The sequence below is a fragment of the Pseudomonas sp. VA159-2 genome (genome assembly GCF_024126635.1).
Taxonomy (GTDB): domain Bacteria; phylum Pseudomonadota; class Gammaproteobacteria; order Pseudomonadales; family Pseudomonadaceae; genus Aquipseudomonas; species Aquipseudomonas muyukensis.
In genome coordinates, this window is sequence record NZ_JAMYBV010000012.1 from 31,497 (window position 1) to 52,721 (window position 21,225).

General features: G+C 67.0%; 9 protein-coding genes. 7 read left to right on the forward strand and 2 right to left on the reverse strand.

Annotated elements, in window-relative coordinates; translation table 11 throughout:
- Positions 1 to 20: 20 nt before the first annotated feature.
- On the reverse strand, positions 21 to 10,826 hold the full coding sequence (locus NJG22_RS13875; RefSeq protein WP_253095250.1) for a peroxidase family protein: 10,806 nt from the start codon (positions 10,824 to 10,826) through the stop codon (positions 21 to 23).
- Between the two features lie 613 nt (positions 10,827 to 11,439).
- Between NJG22_RS13875 and NJG22_RS13880 the strand changes: the two genes are divergently transcribed.
- The 5 genes from NJG22_RS13880 to NJG22_RS13900 all read left to right on the forward strand — a co-directional run bounded on the left by NJG22_RS13880 (position 11,440) and on the right by NJG22_RS13900 (position 16,539).
- Positions 11,440 to 13,176 (forward strand): type I secretion system permease/ATPase, encoded by a 1,737-nt coding sequence (locus tag NJG22_RS13880; protein ID WP_253095252.1) that lies wholly within the window; start codon positions 11,440 to 11,442, stop codon positions 13,174 to 13,176.
- Between the two features lie 6 nt (positions 13,177 to 13,182).
- Positions 13,183 to 14,523 (forward strand): HlyD family type I secretion periplasmic adaptor subunit, encoded by a 1,341-nt coding sequence (locus tag NJG22_RS13885; protein ID WP_253095254.1) that lies wholly within the window; start codon positions 13,183 to 13,185, stop codon positions 14,521 to 14,523.
- Position 14,524: 1 nt separating this feature from the next.
- Complete coding sequence (locus NJG22_RS13890; protein ID WP_253095256.1) at positions 14,525 to 15,853, forward strand: TolC family outer membrane protein; 1,329 nt, start codon at positions 14,525 to 14,527, stop codon at positions 15,851 to 15,853.
- 119 nt (positions 15,854 to 15,972) lie between these two features.
- A complete protein-coding gene (locus NJG22_RS13895) occupies positions 15,973 to 16,344 on the forward strand; it encodes a hypothetical protein (RefSeq protein ID WP_253095258.1) in 372 nt (123 codons plus the stop codon).
- Positions 16,345 to 16,392: 48 nt separating this feature from the next.
- Entirely contained in the window at positions 16,393 to 16,539 is a 147-nt protein-coding gene (locus tag NJG22_RS13900; RefSeq protein ID WP_217853834.1) for a DUF2986 domain-containing protein, read from the forward strand.
- Positions 16,540 to 16,654: 115 nt separating this feature from the next.
- Here the strand turns inward: NJG22_RS13900 and NJG22_RS13905 are convergent, their stop codons facing one another.
- Complete coding sequence (locus NJG22_RS13905) at positions 16,655 to 16,990, reverse strand: hypothetical protein (protein ID WP_253095260.1); 336 nt, start codon at positions 16,988 to 16,990, stop codon at positions 16,655 to 16,657.
- Positions 16,991 to 17,174: 184 nt separating this feature from the next.
- Between NJG22_RS13905 and NJG22_RS13910 the strand changes: the two genes are divergently transcribed.
- Together NJG22_RS13910 and NJG22_RS13915 are read left to right on the forward strand one after the other, a co-directional pair.
- Positions 17,175 to 20,003: an ATP-binding protein gene (locus NJG22_RS13910; protein WP_253095262.1), complete on the forward strand. Its 2,829-nt coding sequence runs from the start codon at positions 17,175 to 17,177 to the stop codon at positions 20,001 to 20,003.
- On the forward strand, positions 19,990 to 21,183 hold the full coding sequence (locus tag NJG22_RS13915) for an EAL domain-containing response regulator (protein WP_253095264.1): 1,194 nt from the start codon (positions 19,990 to 19,992) through the stop codon (positions 21,181 to 21,183). The genes NJG22_RS13910 and NJG22_RS13915 overlap by 14 nt, the downstream gene beginning before the upstream one ends.
- The last annotated feature ends 42 nt before the right edge of the window (positions 21,184 to 21,225 follow it).

Below are 21,225 nucleotides of genomic sequence, written 5' to 3' on the forward strand. Positions count from 1 at the left end.
TTGCTCATGCCTGGCGCCCCTCAGCTCGCCAGGATGAAGTCCGCGGCCGTCACCGTGCCGGCATCCCCGACCCCGACCAGGCGGATCGAGTCTGGCCCGCCAAAGCTGATCAAGGTATCGGCGCCGACTTCGGCGATGGTCACGCTGGCGGCGAAGGTCGCCGCGGTGATGTTGAGCGCGACGATATCCAGCCGGTCCTGGCCCCCCGCCGGGGCGGCATCGAAGCCGAACACCTGGTCGGTGCCGAAGCCTGCGGCGAACTGGAAGATATCGTTGCCGTTGCTGGCCACCAGCGAGTCGTTGCCGGCGCCACCGCTGACCGTGTCGTCGCCGGCACCGCCATCGATGAAGTCATCGCCGTTACCGCCCTGCAACGTATCGTTGGCGCCACCGCCCAGGACCGTGTCGTTGCCCTCGCCGCCCACCAGCAGGTCGCTGCCGACCCCACCCTCGAGGTTGTCGTTGCCCGCACCACCCTGCAGCGTGTCGTTGCCGTTACCGCCATTGAGCGTATCGTTGCCATCGCCGCCATCGAGGTTGTCGTCGCCCCCGTCGCCAACCAAGGTGTCGGCGCCGAGCCCGCCGAACAAACGGTCGTTGCCGCCGTCGCCGTTGAGGGTGTCGTTGCCGGCGTTGCCGTTGAGGGTGTCGTCGCCGGCATTGCCGCTGAGCAGGTCGTTGCCGCCCCCGCCGGTGATCACGTTGTTCGAGCCGTTGCCGATACCGATGAAGTTGCCGACACCGGTGTAGGTCAGGTTCTCGACGTTGGCGCTCAGGGTGTAGGCGGACAGCGAGGTCAGCACCGTGTCGATCCCGCCACCGGCGGCCTCCACCACCGCATCCAGCAGCGAGTCAACCACGTAGGTGTCGTTGCCCGCGCCCCCCACCAGCCGGTCGTCCCCCGCACCGCCGTTGAGCGTGTCGTTGCCGACCCCGCCGGTGAGGGTGTTGGCCTGCGCGTTGCCGGTACCGCTGAAGTCGCCGCTGCCGGTGTAGGCGAGGCTCTCCAGGTTGGCGCCCAGCAGGTAGCTGGCCAGGCTGGTCTGCACCAGGTCCACCCCGCCCCCGGCGGCCTCGATGACGGTGTCGGCGGCATTGTCGACGACGAAGGTGTCGTTGCCGGCACCGCCGTTCATGGCATCGGCGCCCTGCCCGCCATTGAGCAGGTCGTTGCCGTCCTCGCCGTTGAGGATGTCATCGTCATCGCCGCCGTTGAGGGTGTCGTTGCCGGCGCCGCCGAGCAGTTGGTCCATGCCGCCGAAGCCATTGAGCGTGTCGTTGCCACCCAGGCCATTGAGCACGTCGTTGCCGACGCTGCCGTTGAGGGTGTTGGCCCCGCCGGTGCCCAGCAGGTTGACGCCCGGTAGCAGGCGCACCGCGGTAGTGGCCGCGGAGGTCAGCGTCTCCTGGGCGCCGAAGCCATCGGTGTAGCGCACGATCACCCGCAGTTGCTGGCCGCCTTGCAGCAGGCCCGGGGTGAAGGTGGCGCCGGTGGCGCCGAGGATGTTGACGAAGTTGCCGGCCAGGCCCTGCTGCCACTGGAAGCTGAACGCCCCCAGGCCGTCCAGGTCGGCGATGCCGCCGGTCTGCGCGGTCAGCAACTGGCCCAGGTCCGGGGTGGTATCGCTGATCAGCACCGTGCCGGTAGGCGCGTCGTTGACGTTGGCCACGGGCCCGAGGATGTCCGAGGCCGCGCTTTCGACCACGCCGAAGTTATCCACGTAGCCGACCAGCACCCGCACGTTCAAGCCTACCTGGGCCTGGCCCAGGGCGAAGGTGCTGGCCGTGGCGCCGGGCGCGTTGACCCAGCCCCCGCCATTGTTGGTCTGCCACTGGAAGGTGAACGGCGCGGCGCTGATGCCGTCGGCATCGACGATGCTGGCCGGGTTGGCGGTGAGCACCTGGTTCTGCGCCAGCAGCCCGGTCACGGTCGGCCCCGCGCTGGGCGCGCTGTTGCTCGACGAGTCGACGATCTCCAGCGTGCCCTTGGCGTCCTGGTACACCGCGCGCACGCGGATGCTCAGGCCGGCGACGTCGTCCGCCACCCGATAGGTGCTGCCGATGGCCCGCGAGACCTCGCCGGCGGCGACGAAGGTGATGTCCTCGTAGACGCCGGTGCCGGGGATCGTCTCGACCTGCCAGTAGTAGGACACCGGCCCGCTCAGCGCGCCGCTGGGGTTGCCGGCGCCCTGGTTGTCGGCATCGTGCACCGCCAGGTTGCTGACCCGCAGCAGTTGCCCGGCCACCGGGGTATCGTCGCGCAGGCCGCTGGCCGCATCGACGATCGCCAGGTGCCCGGTCGGGCCGTTGTTGAGCGCCGTGCCAACCCCGGATGCCTGGGCGCTGTCGGCGAACTGCAGGCGCTCGATGCCGGTCAGGCGGTCGACGCCGTCGCGGCCGACCACGGTGTCGGTGACGATCACCGTGTTGCCCTCGACGACGATGCGGTAGTCGTTGGCGATCCCGGAGAACAGCGCGGTGTCGTAGCTGTCGGTACCCGTGAGGATCTCGCGCACGATCACCAGTTGGCCGGGGTTGTAGGTGCCCTTGAGCATCAGCGGCACCATCGGCTCCATGCTGTCGAAGCTCGCCAGTTCCGCCCCCGTGCCGTCGCTGTTGGCGCGCACGCTGATACGCACGTTCAGCCACTTGTCACCGTCGATGATGTCGTCGCCGCCGCGGCCTTCGATCAGGTCGCTGCCGCTGCCACCGAGGATGATGTTGCCGCCGTCGTAGAACGTCGCCGCGGGCTGCAGCAGGCTGGCCAGGCCGTTGATCAGGCCGATGTTGGTCAGCACGCTGCCGTTGGCCCCGGCGGTGGGCAGCGAGGTGGCGTCCTCGTTGTCGCCGCGCAGGAAGTCGCCATGGGCCGAACCCGACAGGCCCTCCATGATGTCGAAGCGCACCAGCGCCGAGGCGCCGGAGCCAGGGACCGGCGGCACATCGAAGAAGCGGTCGCTGTAGTCGACGGTCACGCCCTGGGCCAGGCCCTTGAAGGTCGCCCAGTCGTAGCCGGAGCCGCCGATGTAGCGGTCGCCGAAGCCGAGGCTGCCAACCATGATGTCGTCGCCGCCCTCACCGTTGAACTTGTCGTTCTCGTTGCCGCCGATGAACACGTCGTTGCCGATGACCGGGTCGTTGCCAAGCGGGTCGAAGTTGTCGCCGGGGGCGCCGTCCGAGGTGCCCTTCTCGATCCAGTCGTCGCCCTCGTTGCCCATGTCCTGCTCGTTGGCCTTGCTGCCGAGGATGAAGTCGTTGCCCTGCCCGCCTATGGCTTCGGAAGCATCCTCGCCGGTGACGATGAAGTCGTTGCCGAAGCCGCCGATGATCAGGTTGACGCCCTTGCCACCGTGCAGCACATCGTTGCCGTCGCCGCCCTGGATGTTGTCGTCGCCGCCGACGTCGCTGATGATGTCGTCGCCGGCACCACCGCGCAGCTGGTCGTTGCCATAGCCGCCTTCGATACGGTCGTTGCCGCCATCGCCCCAGACCGTGTCGTCGCCTTCGCTGGACACCAGGATGTCATCGCCGTTGCTGCCGCCAAGCACGATGTGCTGGTCGCCGGCGTAGCGGATGTAGTTGCTGTCGGGGCCCACCGTCAACGGGCTGTCGCGGAACACCACCTGCTCGCCGTTGTCGCCCAGCGGGTCGGCGTTGCCCAGGCCGTCGTTGTACTGCTTGGCCTGGTTCACTTCCAGGTAGAAGCCCGGGTCGGAGAACACCAGGCCCGGCAGGTGGGTGGCCGAAGTGTTGGCCATGATCAGCTTGGCGAACGAGTTGCTTTCCAGCTCGGCGTTCATCGACAGGCCGGCGGTGCGTTCCAGGTAGTAGAAGCGGTCGCCGTCCTGCAGTTTCTCCATCTGGTTCTCGAACACGAAGTTGAAGGTACTGCCGAGCATGCCGCCGAATGGCGTGATCCGTTCGGCCAGGCCGCCGATCCACAGGTCGATGGCATCGACCCCGGTGACGGTCACGCCCTTGAGGTCATCGGCATTGCCCAGCACGCCGTCCTTGCCCGCCAGGTTGACGTTGGCCCAGGCGCCGGTGCCGTTGAGGAAGGCCAGGCGGTCGCTCGGTTCATTGACGCCGTCATCGCCGAACACCAGCAGCATGGCCGCGGCGCGCTTGCCTTCGAGCGTGGTCGCCGAGGTGATGGTGCCGTGGGTGCCATAGGCGGCGATGAAGTTGATCAGCGACTCGGGATGCTTGAGGTGCTGCACCAGGTCGACCCAGCTGCTGTACGGCTTGAGCTGGGTGTCGCCGGTCTGGCCGAAGATTTCCCGGCGCACGGCGTTGAGCGACGGGATGCCGACGTCGCGGCCACGGGCGATGTTGATCGCCGGCAAGTCCAGCGGCAGGCCAAGCAGGTTGTTGCGCAGCGCCTCGGTGACGAACTCGTCGATCTCGTTGCCGGCCTGGCGGGTTACCCCGCGCACGATGGCGCTGGTCGCCTCCTCGGGGGTCACGCCACTGGCGGCATAGGCCAGCGGGTTGAGGAACGCGGCGATCAAGCCGAGTTGCTGGTTGGGGTCGCTGCTGGCCGGGTCGCCGATGGTCTTGAAGTCGATATCGAAGCGGTCGACGGTCTCGGTCAGCATCGAGTGGCCGAAGCGGTACACCGTGTGGGCGAACTCGGCGACGATCGAGGCGTCGAGGTCGACGTCATAGACCTGGGTCGGGGCGAAGAACAGGTCGACCCGCGGCTGGATGGTGCGGGCGAACTCCTCGAACACCAGGTGCTGGTACTGCATCTCGGTGCCGAACTTGGCCGCCTGGAACAGGCGTTCGCCGTTCCATACCAGCGCGTCGATCTCGGCCTGGCTGGTCGGCAAGGCCTGCACCGGCGTGAGCAGCCATTCGTTGAGAAAGCCCAGGTCGTTGGCCTCCAGCACGGTGTCCTGGGTCTGCGCCACCAGGCGGTTGTGCTCGGCATGGAAGATCGCGTGCACGGCGGTCAGGCCGATGTTCTCGTTGACCCGGCCGTCGCCGGCGATGTAGTGGGCATCCAGCAGTTCGTTGTCGTAGGCCAGGTTGGCCCCGGTCTGCGGGTTGACCGCCACGGCATTGCCGACGTCGCTGTCGGCGTCGGGCGCCAGCACGCCTGCGCTGAACACCGGCACGGCGTTGTGGGCGATGTCGGCGAGGAACTGGTGACCGGTGCGCACGGCGTTGCTCAGGTCGATCGGCGCCAGCGGGTTGCCCTCGACCAGCACATCGTCGGCGGTACCGCCCTTGCCGTCGGCGCCCTTCATCACCACCATCGGGTAGCCATGGGGGCCCTTGATGAAGTTGCCGTAGGCGTCGGTGGCCAGCAGCGGCACGTTGTCGACATCGGCGTCGGTCAGGCGGATACCGAGGATATCGCTGGCCTGGGCCTTGACCACCTTCCAGGTGGCCATGCCGCCGATCTCGTGGTCATCGCCGGTGCCGAACTTGCCGTCGCCGCCCAGGTCGCGGTTGGTGATCAGCCGGCCGGTGGCGATGGGGCCGCTGTCGGTCAGCACGTAGCCGCGCAGGAACACCTGGTGCGACGGGTGCGAGCTGTAGGTCTGGTTCTGGTCGACGAACGGCGTGGTGGTGTTGGTGTGCTCGTGGATATCGTCGCCATTGCCGAGGATGCCATCGGGCCCCGGCAGGTTGGTGGCGCGGGTCAGCACCATGAAGTTGGTGTGGCCGCCAGGCACGTACAGCGGGTCGTCCGGTTGCAGCGGGATATAGACCGTGCCCGAGCCGCCCTTGGTGACCAGGTCCAGGCCATGGTCGAAGAACTGCCCGAAGAAGGTCATCCAGGCGTTGAACGGTGCCGATAGGCCGGCGTCCGGCGCGGTGTTCTCGAACAGGAACACGTCCTTGTCGTCGCTGCTGCCGAATTCGCCGTCCATGCCCGGGCTGGTGACGATGCGCACGCCGTCCTTGAGCACGTCGTCGCTGCCCGGCGCGCCAAAGTCGAGCGTGCCGTTGGCGCCAGGGTCATAGGCGCTGGCGTAGGCGGCCGGGTTGTGCGCGGTCTGGTCGACGATCAGATTGCTGATGGTGCGCGGCTGCGAATCGAACACCGCGCCGCTGGTCTGCTGGTACGAGGTGCCCGGTATGGCGGGCGAGCCGGGGCCGAAGAAACCGGCCGGCGCGCCCTCGGCGGGGTTGAACACCGGGTCGGTGAGCCGCGGGAAGACATTGTCGGCAGCGCCGTACTCGGTGTGGTCGTTGCCGTTGAGGTTCATCAGGTTGTTGTTCGAGCCATCCACCGCGCGCAGGCCCAGCGGCGCGCGGATGTTGGGGACCAGCGAGAGGATGTCCTGCCCGGCCGCGTCGGCTTCGGCGAGCTTGATCTGGGCGAGGATGAAGTTGAGGTCGGAGCGGACCATGTGCAGGCCGGCGCCGCCGGCGCTGGCATCGACCACCGGGGTGGCCGCCGTGGGCACCACCGGGGCGCCGGCCGCCACTACCGAGGTGGGCGCCGAGAACAGCATCTCGGTGGTGCCATGGGCGTCCTGGTAGATCGCCTTGACCCGCAGGCTCAGGCCGACCAGGTCGGGCGAGACCTTGAACGCGGTGCCATCGGCGCTCTGGAACGCCAGGTCGCCGGCCGGCAGCAGGATGATGTCCTCGAACACGCCGCTGCCGGGGTCGGCCTCGAACTGCCAGTAGTAGGACACCGAGGTGTTGGCCAGGGTGCCCTGCAGGTTGCCGAGGGCGACGTTGTCGCCATCGCGCACGCCGGCCATGCTCACGCTGAGGATGTCGCCCACGGTAATCGCCCCGCCGTTGCCGTCGCTGACGGTCGGGCTGCCGGTGGGTTGCAGGTTCTGCCCCGGCACCAGCACGCGCTGGCCGTCGGCGAACTGCAAGCGCTCGATATGCAGCAGGGTGTCGACGCCGTCGCGCCCGGCCACCGAGTCGCTCACGGTCCACACATCGTCGGCCAGGTCGGCGGTGCCGCGGGTGTCCTGGGTAACCTGGTAATCGGCCTGCACCCCGGAGAAGATCGCCGTGTCGAACGCCGCGCCGCCGCTCGAGGTGCCCGGCAGGATCTCGCGCACGGCCTTGAGCTGGCCAGGGTTGTAGGTGCGGTCGAGCATCAACGGGATCATCTCGACCATGCTGTCGAAGCTGGCGATCTCGGGCCCGCTGTGGTTCACGTCGTCGGCGGCATACACCGCGATGCGCACGTTGATCCACTTGTCGCCGTCGATCAGGTCGTCGCCGCCGCGGCCTTCGATCAGGTCGCTGCCATTGCCGCCCAGGAGGATGTTGCCGGTGGCGAAGCCGCTGGTGGGCAACCCGGCATCGGCGAGGAACTGCGCCAGGCCGCGGATCAGTTGCACGTTGCTCAGCGCGCTGCCGGTGGTGCCGCCGTGGTTGAGGATGGTCACCGCATCGACGTCGTCGCCCTTGAGCACGTCGGCGAACTTCGAGCCCGACACCCCCTCGACTTCGGCGAAACGGTCGAGGATCGAGGCCGGCGAGGCGCCGACCGGGTTGAACACGCCGGCATTCTGGTTCGGCGCGTTGCCATGGGGCTGGGCCAGGGCCGCCAAGCTCAGGTCGACGGTGACGCCGACCTGGTCGTTCTTGTAAGTCACCCAGTCGAAACCGGACATGCCGTCCATCTTGTCCTGGGCATCGCTGCCGACGAAGATGTCGTCGCCGCCCTCGCCGATCATTTCATCGAAACCACCGCCGCCGACGAAGATGTCGTTGCCGACCACGTCGTCGGTCAGCAGCGGCGCGAAGTTGTCGCCCGGCGCACCGTCCTGGGTGCCCTTCTCGATCCAGTCGTCGCCCTCGTTGCCGGTGGGCGGCAGGTTGGTCTTGGCGCCGAGGATGAAGTCATCGCCCTGGCCGCCGAAGGTGGTGGTGATGTCCTCGGTAGTGACGATGAAGTCCTGGCCGTCGCCGCCGAGGATCAGGTTGCCGGCGGCGAGCATGCTGCCGACCACGATCACGTCGTTGCCGGCGTTGCCTTCCAGGCGATTGTCGCCGAACGAGTCGCAGATGATGTCGTCGCCGGCCCCCCCGAGCACCGCGTCGTTGCCGGCGCCGCCTTCGAGGTAGTCGTTGCCGGCATCGCCGTAGAGGGTGTCGTCGCCGTCGCCGGAAATGATGATGTCGTTGCCGGCGGTGCCGCCCAGCACCACGTGGTCTTCGCCGGTGTAGTGCAGGTAGTTGCTGTCGGGGTCCGGCGTGTCGGGGTTGTCGCGGATCACCAGCGGCACCACTTCGACGCCGTTGATCATGATGCCGCCGGTAGGGTCGGCGCGGCCGTCGTCACCCAGCCCGGTGAACTGATTGGCGGCATTGACCTCGAGGGTGAAGGTCGGGGTCAGGAAGACCGTGTTGGACAGGTGGGTGACGTCGGAGTTGGCCATGATCAGCTTGGCGAACGAGTTGTTCTCCAGCTCCGTGCCGAAGTTCAGGCCCGCGGTGCGCGACAGGTAGTAGAAGCGGTCGCCGTTCTGCAGGGCCTCCAGCTGGGTCTCGAAGACGAAGTTGAACGACGAGCCGAGCATGCCGCCGAACGGCATCTTCTCCTCGGCCAGGCCGCCGACCCAGAAGTCGATGGCATCGACCCCGGTGATGGTCACCCCGGTAATGTCGTCGGCAGTGCCCAGCACCCCGTCCTTGCCGGCCCGGCTGACGTTGCTCCAGGGGCCGGTGCCGTTGAGGAAGTCCAGGCGATCGCCCGGCGCGCCGGGGCCGCCGAACACCAGGGCCATGGCCGCGGCGCGCTTGTCGGCGACGCTGCTGACCGAGGTGATCGATGCGTGGGTGCCGTAGGCGGCAATGAAGTTGACCAGCGAGGCCGGGTGCTTGAGATGGTCGGCGAAGTCGACCCAGCTGATGTACGGCTTGAGCTGGCTGTCGCCGGTCATGCTGTAGAACTCGCGGCGCGCCTCGTTCAGCGAGGGGATGCCGGTGTCGCGGCCACGGGCCAGGTTCAATGCCGGCAGGTCCAACGGCAGGCCGAGCAGGTTGTTGCGCAGCGCCTCGGTGACGAACTCGTCGATCTCGTTGCCGACCTGGCGGGTCACGCCGCGGATGATCGCCCCGGCGGCCTGGTCGGCGGTGGCGCCGCTGCCGGCGAAGGCCAGCGGGTTGAGGAAGGCGGCGATCAGGCCCAGTTGCTGGTCGGGGTTGTCGGGGTCGGACAGCACCGGGTTGAACGCCGGGTCGAAGCGGTCGACGGTTTCGGTCAGCATCGAGTGGCCGAAGCGGTACACCACATGGGCGAACTCGGCGAGGATCGCCGGGTTGATCGAGGTGTCGTAGCCGTTGGGCGCGAGGAATTCGTCGATCTGCGGCTGCAGGGTGCGGGCGAACTCTTCGAACACCAGGTGCTGGTACTGCATCTCGGTGCCGAACTTGGCGGCCTGGAACAGGCGCTCACCGTTCCACGCCAGGGCGGCGACTTCGGCCGCGCTGGTGGGCATGGCGGCGACCGGGGTCAGCAGCCACTGGTTGAGGAAGGCCACGTCGCCGGCACCGAGCACGGTGTCCTTGGTCTGCTGCACCAGGCGGTTGTGCTCGGAGTGGAACACATGGTGCACGGCGGTCAGGCCGATGTTCTCGTTGACCCGGCCATCGCCGGCGATGTAGTGGGCATCGAGCAGCTCGTTGTCGTAGGTCAGGTTGTTGCCGCCCGCACCGACCGCCTGGGCATTGCCAATGGCGCTGTCGCCGTCGGCCTGCAGCACACCGCCGAGCGACACCGGCTCGGCGTTGTGGGCGATGTCGTCGAGGAAGCCATGGCCGGTGCCCACCGCGTTGAACAGGCTGATGGGCGCGGCGCGGTTGCCTTCCACCAGGGTGGTGACATCGTCGGCGGTGCCGGCGATGCCATCGGCGCCGTTGCCCACGCGCATCACCACCTGGGGCATGCCATTGGGTCCGCGCAGGAAGTTGCCATAGTCGTCGGTGGCCAGCAGCGGCACGTTGTGCACGTTGGCGTCGGTCAGGTCGATGCCGAGCACGTCGCGGGCCTGGGCCTTGACCACCGCCCAGGTGGCCATGCCGCCGCTCTCGCCGTTGCCGTCGTCAAGGGTGCCGAACTTGCCATCGGCGCCCAGGCTGCGGTTGGTGATCAGGCGCCCGGTGGCCACCGGGTCGCCGTCGGCGTTGAGCGCGTACTCGCGCAGGAACACCTGGTGCGAGGGGTGCGAGCTGTAGGTCTGGCTCTGGTCGACGAACGGCGAGGTGGTGTTGGTCTGCCCGCCCTGGGCGTCGCGCACGGCTCGCGGCAGGACCATGAAGTTGGTCGGGCTGGCCGGGTTGAACAGCGGGTCGTCCTGCTGCAGCGGGATGAACACGAAGGCGCTGCTGCTCTTGGTCACCAGGTCCAGGCCATGGTCGAAGAACTGGCCGAAGAAGGTCATCCAGGCGTTGAAGCTGGCGGTCAGGCCGGCATCCGGCGAGACGTTGGGGATGAAGAACACCTCCTTGTCGTCGTTGGTACCGAACACTCCATCCAGGCCGGGGCTGAGCACCGGCGCGGCACCGCCATTGGCCTCGAGCGCCGCCGGGTTGTGCGCGGTCTGGTCGACGATCAGGTTGCTGATGACCCGTGGCTGGCTGTCGCTCAGGGTGCCGGTGCCGGCGTAGCTCGCCCGGTACTGGGCATCCAGCAGGCGCAGGAAGGCATTGTCCGAGGCGCCGAACTCGCTTTGCCCGGCCACCAGGTTGTTGTTGCTGCCATCGACGCTGCGCAGGCCGAACGGCACCTGGCTGTTGGGCAGCAGCTCAACCAGGCTGATGCCCTTGGCATGGGCCTCGGCGATGAAGATCTGCTTGAGGATGAATTCCAGGTCGGACTTGTTGAAATTGGCCATTTGGCTTGACCTCGATCTTGTGGTGGGGGCACACGCGGGCGCGCCGCGTCTGGCCGAAGGCATGCACGGTGGAAGGTGACGTCGTGGCGAGGCGAACGCGGGCGCGCAAGCGCGCCACGCAGCATCAGCCGCTGGGGCGTGGCTGGCCGCGGGCCTTGGGTGGCCCGTGGTTGCGCGAGGATGAGGCGAACTTCCTGTAGGACCCATTCACTCGGAAAAAGAACAGGGATCGGGCCATGTTCTGCTCCTACAGGAATGTCGGCAGGGCTCGGGGGCGCAGGGACGACAGCAGCGCGACAAAAATTCCCACGAACTGAATAAGACTAAAGTTGTAACAAAAAAAATTGTCAATATTACGTCAATAAAAAACTTCGCTCATCGCTAACGCTTCTCAACTAACTGTTTTTAATAGGAAGTTGGAGGATCGTTTAGAGCAAAACGATATTACAAAATGTTTCTAAGCCACCTACGCTGCCGGTAAGTGGAATACGCCGCAGCGAATTCGGCTAACGCGCCAAAAGAGCGTCACACCGCCTGCAGACCGTCAACCACGAGGCTTTCAGCCAGTCCGCCGCAACGGCGACCGGTTTTTCGCAGAGGGAGGTCGGCGCTAATGTCCAGGCAAACAGCTACCCGTTCCGAACTGGCCGACGCACTGTTTCGCCTTCGACACAGTTTTTATGCCTTGGCCGGGTTCAGTGGCGTGATCAATGTCATGATGTTGACGCCCGCCATCTACATGCTGCAGGTCTACGACCGCGCGCTGGTCAGCCGCAATGTCACCACCTTGGGCATGCTCACGGTGCTGGTGGTGGGGCTGTTCTTGCTGATGGCCACCCTGGAGATGGTTCGCACCCGGGTGCTGATCCGGGTTGGCAACCGCCTGGACATGGACCTCAACCGGCGCCTGTTCAGCGCCGCCTTCGAACGCAACCTGAGCCGGGCCGGTGGCAGCCCCGGGCAGGCCCTGCAGGACCTGGCCCAGGTGCGCCAGTTCCTCACCGGCAACGGCCTGTTCGCCTTCTTCGATGCACCCTGGACACCGATCTACCTGCTGGTGGCCTACCTGATCCACCCGCTGCTCGGGCTGGTCACGCTGATCGGCTCGCTGATCCTGGTGGCCCTGGCCTGGCTGACCGAGAAGGCCACGCAGCAGCCCCTGGCCGAAGCCAACAACGCCGCCCTCGCCTCGGCCAACTACGCCAACAACAACTTGCGCAACGCCGAGGTCATCGAGGCCATGGGCATGCTCCCGGCGATCAGCCAGCGCTGGTTCCACAGCCACCTGCGCATCCTGCGCATGCAGGGCCTGGCCTCCGACCGCGCCGCCCTGATCAGCGGCACCGGGCGCTTCGTGCGCATCACCCTGCAATCGTTGATCCTCGGCACCGGCGCCCTGCTGGCGATCGAGGGCAAGATCACCCCCGGCATGATGATCGCCTGCTCGATCCTCACCGGCCGCGCCCTGGCCCCGGTGGAGCAGGTGATCGCCTCGTGGAAGCAACTGCTCGGCTGTCGCCTGGCCTGGGGCCGGCTCAACGACCTGTTGCAGGAGTACCCACGGCGCCCACCGAGCATGTCGCTGCTGCGCCCTGTGGGCATGCTGGCGGTGGAGAACGTGTATGCCGGCGCCCCCGGCACCGGCAATACCATCCTGCGCGGGGTCAGCCTGGCCCTGGCGCCCGGCGAAAGCCTCGGTGTCATCGGCCCATCGGCCTCGGGCAAGTCCACCCTCGCCCGCCTGCTGGTCGGCGTGTGGCCGACCCAGGCTGGCAAGGTGCGCCTGGACGGCGCCGACATCTTCACCTGGAACAAGGCCGAACTCGGCCCCTGGCTCGGCTACCTGCCCCAGGACGTCGAACTGTTCGAGGGCAGCATCGCCGAGAACATCGCGCGCTTCGCCGAAGTGGACAGCGACGCGGTGATCCGCGCCGCCCGCAGCAGCGGCGTGCACGAGATGATCCTGCGCTTCCCCCAGGGTTACGACACCCGCCTGAGCGCCGACGGCAGCCCGCTGTCCGGCGGCCAGAAACAACGCATCGCCCTGGCCCGGGCGCTGTATGGCGAACCCAACCTGGTGGTGCTCGACGAGCCCAACGCCAACCTCGACGACCTCGGCGAAAAGGCCCTGGTCGAGGCCCTGGCCGAACTCAAGGCGCGCGGCGCCACGGTGGTGCTGATCTCGCACCGGCCCAACGTGCTGTGCGCCGTGGACAAGGTGCTGATGCTGCGTGACGGCGGCGTGCAGATGCTCGGCACCCGCGACGAAGTGTTCGCCGCCCTGCGCACCGCCAGCGTCATCCCTGGCGGCGCCGCAGCGCCCCTGGCCGCCGTCAAGGTACGGGAGTAACCGACCATGCAGATGAGCCCGCACACCGAGATGATTCGCCCCGACGCCGGCGAAGTGATCGACCTGGACGTCGGTAAACCCGCACGCTGGGGCCTGTGGCTGGTGCTCGCCGGTTTCGGCGGGTTCCTCCTGTGGTCCTGGCTGGCACCACTGGATGCCGGGGTGGTGGCCACCGGCACGGTCAAGGTCACCAGCAACCGCAAGGCCGTGCAGCACCTCACCGGCGGCACCGTGGAGGCGATCCTGGTGCGCGAGGGCGAGGTGGTGCGAAAAGGCCAGGAGCTGGTGCGCCTGGATGCCTTGCCCGCCATCGCCGAGCAAGGCGCGGTCAGCGCCCAGTACATCGTCAGCAAGACCGTGGAGAACCGCCTGGAGGCCGAGCGCGACGACCGCGCCAGCATCCGCTTCGACCCGGCGCTGCTCGAGCACTACGCCGGCGATCCGCGCCTGAGCGCGGCCATGGCCCTGCAACAACACCTGCTCGACACCCGCCGCGCCGGCCTGGCCGGCGAGGTCGGCATCCTCGAGGAAAACCTCGCCGCCTCGGCGGTGCAGCTCAAGGGCCTGCAACAGGTGTATGGCGCCCGCGCCGCGCAGATCAGCTTCCTCGACCAGGAACTGCGAGGCACGCGCATGCTCGCCGCCGAAGGCTATGTGCCGCGCAATCGCCTGCTCGAACTCGAGCGCAGCAACGCCGAGCTGTCCGCCGGCCAGGCCGAGAACCTCAACAACATCGCCCGGGCGCGCAGCCAGACCACCGAGATCAAGCTGCGCATCCTCCAGCGCCGCCACGACTACCTCAAGGAGGTGCAGTCGCAACTGACCGACACCGCCAAGGAAAGCACCACCCTGGCCGACCGCCTGCGCGCCCTGGACTACGAAGTCAGCCACACGGTGATCCGCTCGCCCATCGACGGCATGGTCCAGGCCCTGGGCATCGCCACCGTCGGCGGGGTGATCCAGCCCGGCAGCAAGATCATGGAGGTGATCCCGCTCGACCAGCCGCTGCAGGTGGACGCGATGATCCCGGTGCAGGCGATCGACAAGATGGCCCCCGGGCTGCCGGTGGACCTGGCCTTCCCCGCCTTCAACCACGCGCAGACACCGAACATCCCCGGGCGGGTCAAGACCGTGTCGGCCGACCGCCTGCTCGACGAGGAAAGCAAGCAGCCGTTCTACCTGGCCCAGGTGGAAGTCACCGGCGCCGGCATGGCGCTGCTGGGCAGCAACCACATTCGCCCCGGCATGCCCGCCACCGTGACCATCAAGACCGGCGAGCGCAACCTGCTCAGCTACTTGCTCAAACCCATGCTCGAACGCGTGGATGCCGCGTTCAAGGAGCAATGAAATGAACCGTCATTGCCTGTGCCTGTGCGCCCTGGCGCTGTCGTTGCCAGCGGGCGCCATGGACCTCAAGCAAGCCTGGGACCTGCTGCAGTACCAGGGCCCGATCTACCGCGCCGCCGTGCACGAACAGCAAGCCGGGGCCGAGAACCGCGCCATCGGCCAGGCCGGCCTGCTGCCGCAGATCAACGCGTCGGCCTATGCCAACAAGATCAACGGCAGCCAGCGCCAGAACGGCATCGACAACGACCTGGACTACGACTCCACCGGGGCCAACGTGCGCCTGCGCCAGCCGTTGTTCAACAAGCAGAAGATGGCCGAGTACCGCCAGGGCCAGCAACGCGCCGACTACAGCGTGGCGGTGTTCGATGCCAAGAGCCAGGACGCCGCGGTGCGCCTGGCCGACAGCTACTTCGACGTGCTCCTGGCCAGCGAGACCATCACCCTGGCCAAGGCCAAGCTGGGCGCGTTCGAGGAACAGCTGGCCTCGGCGAGACGGCGCCTGCAGCTGGGCGACGGCACCGTCACCGACATCGACGAATCGGTGGCCCGCCGCGACTTGGCCGAAGCCGAGTTGATCGAGGCCCAGGACAACTTGGTCAACGCCCGGCGCAAGCTCGCCGAGTACATCGGTGAAACCCCCGACGCGCTGACCACCCTGCAGGCCGACTTCGCCACCCCGCCGCTGCTGCCGGACAACCTCCAGGCCTGGCTGGCCAAGGCCCAGGCCGACAGCCCGTTGATCCACGCACGCCGGCACAACTACGCGCTGGCCGAGGAAGAGGTCAAGCGTGCCCGCGCCGGCCATTGGCCGACCCTGGACTTCGTCGCCGGCTATACCGCAGGCAAGAGCCAGTCGATCTCCGAACTGAACCAGCGCAACCACTACAGCTCGATCGGGCTGGAGCTGAACATTCCGCTGTACAGTGGCGGCGGCGTCAGCGCCCTGACCCGCCAGGCCAGCGCCAACAGCGCCAAGGCCCTGGACGAGCTCGATGCCACCCGCCAGGAAGTCATCAGCGGCACCACCCGCGAGTACCGTGGCGTGCAGAGCGGCGCGTTGCGCGTGCACGCGCTGGAAAAGGCGGTGGCCTCCAACGAGCGCTCGCTGCTGTCGACGCGCAAGGGCTTCACCCTGGGCGGCACCAGTACCAATTCGGATGTGCTCAATGCCCAGGAACTGCTGTTCGTCGCCCGCCACGACCTGTTCGAGGCCAAGCTCAACTACCTGATGGCGCGCCTGCGCCTGGCCTCGACGGTGGGCAGCCTGGGGGATGATGACATCGACCAGATCAACGACTACCTGGGGCCGGAATTGCTGGTGACCAATTAGGCAACGGTACCAGCGGTGGCGGGGTGCCCGCGCCCAGGCGGCAGGCTTCGAACTTTTCCCACGGGCGCGGTCTATTTCTCCGTCCATCGACCCACTGTTCCGCAGAGGCTGCCCCGTCCATGACCATCCTTTCCCCGCGCACGCTGCTTTTCGGCCTGTTCGCCCTCGTGGCAGCGGGTTCGGCAGCGGCAGCACCGCTCATCCACCTCCAGCAACCCGCAGCCGCCACCCGCGCCGCCAGCCCCTGGCCGGACCTTGCCGAGCTGACTGCCCAGCCCGCGACCACCTTGCTCGCCCATGACGATCGCTACCGCCACGACGAGCGCTGGCACGACCGGCGTGACGACTGGCGCCGCGAACAGTGGCGACGCGAGCAATGGCGCCGCGAACAGCATCGTCGCGAGCTAGAGCGCCAGCGCTACTGGGAGCGCCACCACGAGCGGGCCATGCACCACCGCTACCAGCAAGACTACCGCTACTATCGCCGTTGAGCCCATGTACAATCCCCGCCCCCACATGACCGTGGGCAGAGGACGCACATGAACCGCCGCAAGAAGATCAACCAGCTGTTGAAAGCCCACGCCAAGAAGGCGAGCGCCAAGCTCGCCCCGAAAAAGCCCAAGTACATCTGCAAGGCCGAGCGCGAGCGCCTGGCTGCCGAAGCCGGCCTGCCCGCCGAAAGCTAAACTACCGGCAAAAAAACGCCGCGACGGCACACGCTGATCGCAGTAGGAGCCAGCCTTGCTGGCGAGCCAGGCGCTGCGGTGGATGGCACCGGCTTTGCCGGTGCCAGGCTGATCATCAAGGCGCGGTCAAAATCACCACATAATTGCCCTGGGCCAGCGGTTGCCCCTTGATATCGACCAGGCGATACAGCTCACCCCGCGCATCAGCCCGTATCGCCTGCACCTGCTCGGCCTGGCGATCCGCGCGCTGGACATCGACCTGGCTACGCTGCGCCATCGAAGGGCAATCCGCCACCCGTAGCCCCATGGCCCCAGCCTCTGCCCGGCAGGAAGACTCGACGATGCTGCCGGTGAACTGCAGCACGCCCGAGCCGATAGCCGTGGCTGCCTGCGCTTGCGCCCCCCACCCCAGACAGGCCACTACACACACTGCAAATGCCTTGATGCCCATCGTGTTTCTCCCTGGTGAACCCTGTACCTCCCAGCCTATCCGATAAGCGGTACTGGACACGGAGGCCGGTGTGACACCCATCACAAAGCGAACAACGAAAGACCTCTACCTGAGCCACTGGGACGCAATTGGCTTTAAGGATCGTCTGATATCGTCCTGCCATCCCCCCGCCTAAAGTCGCCCGATGCGACTGAAAACCTACCTGCAACAGATCAACCCCCTGCTCTCCAACCCCGAAGCGGCGCGCCACCTGCTTCGCTTGTTGGCGTTGGTGCTATCAGCGGGCATCCTCGGCGGCGCCTACAGTTTCCTGCTGCTCAGCTTCAATACCGACATTTCCAAGCGCCGCGGCTACATGAGCAGTGCGATCGCCGAGGCGCACACCTTCTTCACCAACCGTGAAGCGCTGCTGGAAAGCCTGAGCCTCACCGCCATTGCCCGTACCACGCCGGGCAAGCTGCCAATGGCAACTATTCCCAGCGAGGAAGTGCACCTGCTGCTGGGCGACAAGCCAGGCAAGCAATGGAGCCTGTGGCTGACCCCGCGCATGTGTGACTACCTGCGCGCCAAACAGGTCAACCTGCTGTACGTCGGCGCCGGCCCCCAGGGCCAGGCACGCTGGCTGTACAGCGCCATCGCCCATGCCCACACCCCCTCTGCCACCCTGCTACGGCGCTTGCAGGGCGAACAGGCGCGCCAGCCCGCGGCGGTCGATGAACTGTGGCTGGCCGACCAGGACGAGCAGCACACGCACCTGTACATCTTCCAGCGTCTCGACCAGCGCGACCCAGACTCCGGCTGGCTGGGGCTGGAGATCGACAGCCGCGAAGTCTCGCCGACCCTGGACGATGCGACGTCGGGCAAGTTCATGATGTACAACGCCGATGGCATGCTGGTGTTCAGCAACAGCTCCGACCAGGCGCTGAGCCAGTTGCTGCTCGCCCACCAGGGCAGTGACTTCTTCGGTTTCGTCGGCCAAGGGCTGCTGCCGGAGTACCTGGTCATCAACAAGCCGTTGATGTCGTCGGACTGGCAACTGGTGTATGCCATCGACCTGCTCGCCATCCTCTCCGGGCTCTGGTTGCAGATTGTCGGCGCCCTGCTGTTCTGCCTGCTCAGTATCGGGCTGATGCTGTTGTTGATACGCCGCTTCGAACAGCGCTTCATCAGCCCGACGGTGCAACGCATCCGCGCCCTGGTCGAAAGCGAGCTGTTCAACCGCGACGTGATCGAGACCGCGCCGGTGGCGCTGTGCGTCCTGCGCCGCAGCGACGGCCAGGTGGTGCTGGAAAATCGCCTGGCCCAGCAGTGGCTGGGCGAAGCCCGGGTCTCGCGCAGCGCGGCCTGGATCGAACAGGCCTTCGCCGAGCCCTGTGTCGCCTGCGGCGATGACTTCGAAACCCGCGACGGCCGCCATCTTTACCTGAGCTGCGCACCGACCCGCTACAAGGGCGAGGACGTGGTGCTCTGCGTGTTCAGCGATATCAGCGCGCGCAAGCAGATCGAGGCGGCGCTGGAGGATGCCCGGCGCGCCGCCGACAGCGCCAACGAAGCCAAGACCCAGTTCCTGGCCACCATGAGCCACGAGATCCGCACGCCGCTGTACGGGGTGCTCGGCACCCTGGAGCTGTTGTCGCGCACGACCCTCGATGGGCAGCAACGCGACTACCTGCAAGCCATCGAAGGCTCTTCGGCGACGTTGTTGCAACTGATTTGCGATGTGCTCGACGTGTCGAAGATCGAGGCCGGCCAACTGGCCCTGGAGCGCAGCGAGTTCAGCGTCGCGGAACTGGCCATGGAAGTGATTCAAAGTTACAGCGCCGCAGCCAGAAACAAGGGCCTGCAGCTCTATGGCTGCCTGGATCCGCACCTGCCCGAGCGGCTGATCGGCGACGTCAACCGGATCCGCCAGATCCTCAACAACCTGCTGAGCAATGCCGTGAAGTTCACCGATTGTGGCCGCGTGGTGCTGCGCGCCAGGCTGCTCAACCGCGAGGGCGAGCGCTGCTCGGTGCTGTGGCAGGTGGCAGACACCGGCAAGGGCATTGCCGAGCAGGACCACGCGAACATCTTCGACCCGTTCTACCAAAGCGAAGGCCATACCCAGCTGGTGCCCGGCACCGGCCTGGGCCTTGCCATCTGCCAGCGCCTGACACAATTGATGAACGGCCAGTTGCGCCTGGTCAGCGAGCTGGGCCTGGGCAGCAGCTTCAGCCTGACCCTGCCCCTGGAAGTCACCTCGGCCGCCAGCGCCCCTGCCCTTGCGCCCTTCAACCTGCTGGCCGAGCGCATCCATGTGGTCTCGCCCATCCACGAGTTGGCCGAGACTTTCGCCGGCTGGCTGTGCCGCTGGGGCGCACGGGCCCAGGTGGGCATGCCGCCCACTACCGGCCCGGCAACCTGCGAACTGTTGCTCGAACTGCACCCCGGCAGCCTCGAGCAGCCGCTGCTGGCCCAATGGCTTGGCCCACGCATCCTGGCCAGTGCCTTCGGCAGTTGGGAGGCCCGCGAAGACGTACGCCAATGGCAAGTGAACCTCACCGACCTCGGCGCCCTGCATCACGCCGTCAGCCAAGCCCAGGGCCTGCACCGTGCGCGCGGCGAAACCCTGACGCACGCCGACGCGCCGGAGCCGCTCGGGCTGCACGTGTTGGTCGCCGAGGACAACGTCATCAACCAGTTGATCCTGCGCGACCAGCTCAAGGAACTCGGCTGCAGCGTGACCCTGACCGGCGATGGCGAGCAGGCCCTGCATGCCTGGCAGCACGAGCGCTTCGACCTGGTGCTGAGCGACGTCAACATGCCCGGCATGAACGGCTACGCCCTGGCTCGGGCCCTGCGCCAGCAAGGCTGCACCCTGCCCATCATCGGCGCCACCGCCAACGCCCTGCGCGGCGAGGAAGAACTGTGCCTGGCCGCCGGCATGGACCGCTGCCTGATCAAACCATTCAACCTGCAAGCCCTGTTCAACTGCCTGGCCCCGTATCGAGGTAGCCGTCTTGAAGCCCTTTAACATCCTCATCGTCGAAGACCACCCGTTCCAGCACATGTACCTGCAGCACCTGTTCAGCGAGCTGGGCAGCTTCCACCTGGAGGCCGCGCGGGATGGCCAGGAAGCCCTGGAACGCTTGCGCCTGCGTGACTTCGACCTGGTCCTGACCGACCTGCTGATGCCGGGCATGGATGGCGTGCAGTTCATCCAGCACCTCACCGGCCTGCGCCACAAGCCGGGCCTGGCGATCATGAGCGCCGCCTCGCGGCGCATGCTCATGGCCGCCAGCCTGGTGGCCAAGAACCTGGGCGTGGATGTGCTCGGGCTGATTTCCAAGCCGGTCGAACCCGCCGCCCTGCGCAGCCTGATCGACCAGTTGCAGTTGCGCCGCCAGGCCACCACGCAAAGCGCCCCGGCGGCCCTCGAGTTCGACCGCCAGACCCTGGTCGACGCCCTCAACAACCGCGCCTTCCAGGCCTGGTTCCAACCCAAGAAATCCCTGCACAACGGCCGCATCGTCGCCGCCGAGGCCTTGGTGCGCTGGATGCATCCGGAACAAGGCGTGCTGTTGCCTGGCACCTTCCTGCCGACCCTCAACGCCTTCGGCCTGGAAGAGCGCCTGCTGTGGGCAATGCTCAAGCAGGCCATGGACGCCCAGGTGCGCTGGCGCGAACAGGGTTATGACATCCCGGTGTCGATCAACCTGCCGACCCACCTGCTCAACAGCCACGACCTGGCCGACCGCTTGCTGGCCTTCGTCCTGCACCACCAGGGGGTGCCCGGCAAGCTGTGCTTCGAGCTGATGGAGTGCTCGATCCCCGAGGACCTGAGCAACTTCTACGCTGGCGCCTGCCGCCTGCGCATGAAGGGCTTCGGCCTGTCCCAGGATGACTTCGGCAAAGGCTACAGCTCCTACATGAGCCTGGTCTCGACACCCTTCACCGAGCTCAAGATCGACCGCGCGCTGGTGCAGCGCTGCGATGAAAGCGAAAGCCTGGCCTCGGCCCTGGCCAGCATCGTCGCCCTGGGCCGCAAGCTTGGCCTCACCGTGGTCGCCGAAGGGGTCGAGACGCCCCAGGAGCTGGAAATGCTGCGCAAGGTCGACTGCAACCAGGTACAGGGGTTCCTGATCTCCCACGCCGTGTCGGCCGAGCAGTTCCAGCACCTGCTGCACAGCGATGGCCCGCCCGCGGCCTATTGATCCGCATTACCCCTGTGAAGGCCGAACTTCGGAGGTAATATC

What these genes read in the sequence shown, in the direction of transcription:
- NJG22_RS13875 (WP_253095250.1), bottom strand. Translation starts at nt 10,826, where the DNA reads ATGGCCAATTTCAACAAGTCCGACCTGGAATTCATCCTCAAGCAGATC.
- NJG22_RS13880 (WP_253095252.1), top strand. Translation starts at nt 11,440, where the DNA reads ATGTCCAGGCAAACAGCTACCCGTTCCGAACTGGCCGACGCACTGTTT.
- NJG22_RS13885 (WP_253095254.1), top strand. Translation starts at nt 13,183, where the DNA reads ATGCAGATGAGCCCGCACACCGAGATGATTCGCCCCGACGCCGGCGAA.
- NJG22_RS13890 (WP_253095256.1), top strand. Translation starts at nt 14,525, where the DNA reads ATGAACCGTCATTGCCTGTGCCTGTGCGCCCTGGCGCTGTCGTTGCCA.
- NJG22_RS13895 (WP_253095258.1), top strand. Translation starts at nt 15,973, where the DNA reads ATGACCATCCTTTCCCCGCGCACGCTGCTTTTCGGCCTGTTCGCCCTC.
- NJG22_RS13900 (WP_217853834.1), top strand. Translation starts at nt 16,393, where the DNA reads ATGAACCGCCGCAAGAAGATCAACCAGCTGTTGAAAGCCCACGCCAAG.
- NJG22_RS13905 (WP_253095260.1), bottom strand. Translation starts at nt 16,990, where the DNA reads ATGGGCATCAAGGCATTTGCAGTGTGTGTAGTGGCCTGTCTGGGGTGG.
- NJG22_RS13910 (WP_253095262.1), top strand. Translation starts at nt 17,175, where the DNA reads ATGCGACTGAAAACCTACCTGCAACAGATCAACCCCCTGCTCTCCAAC.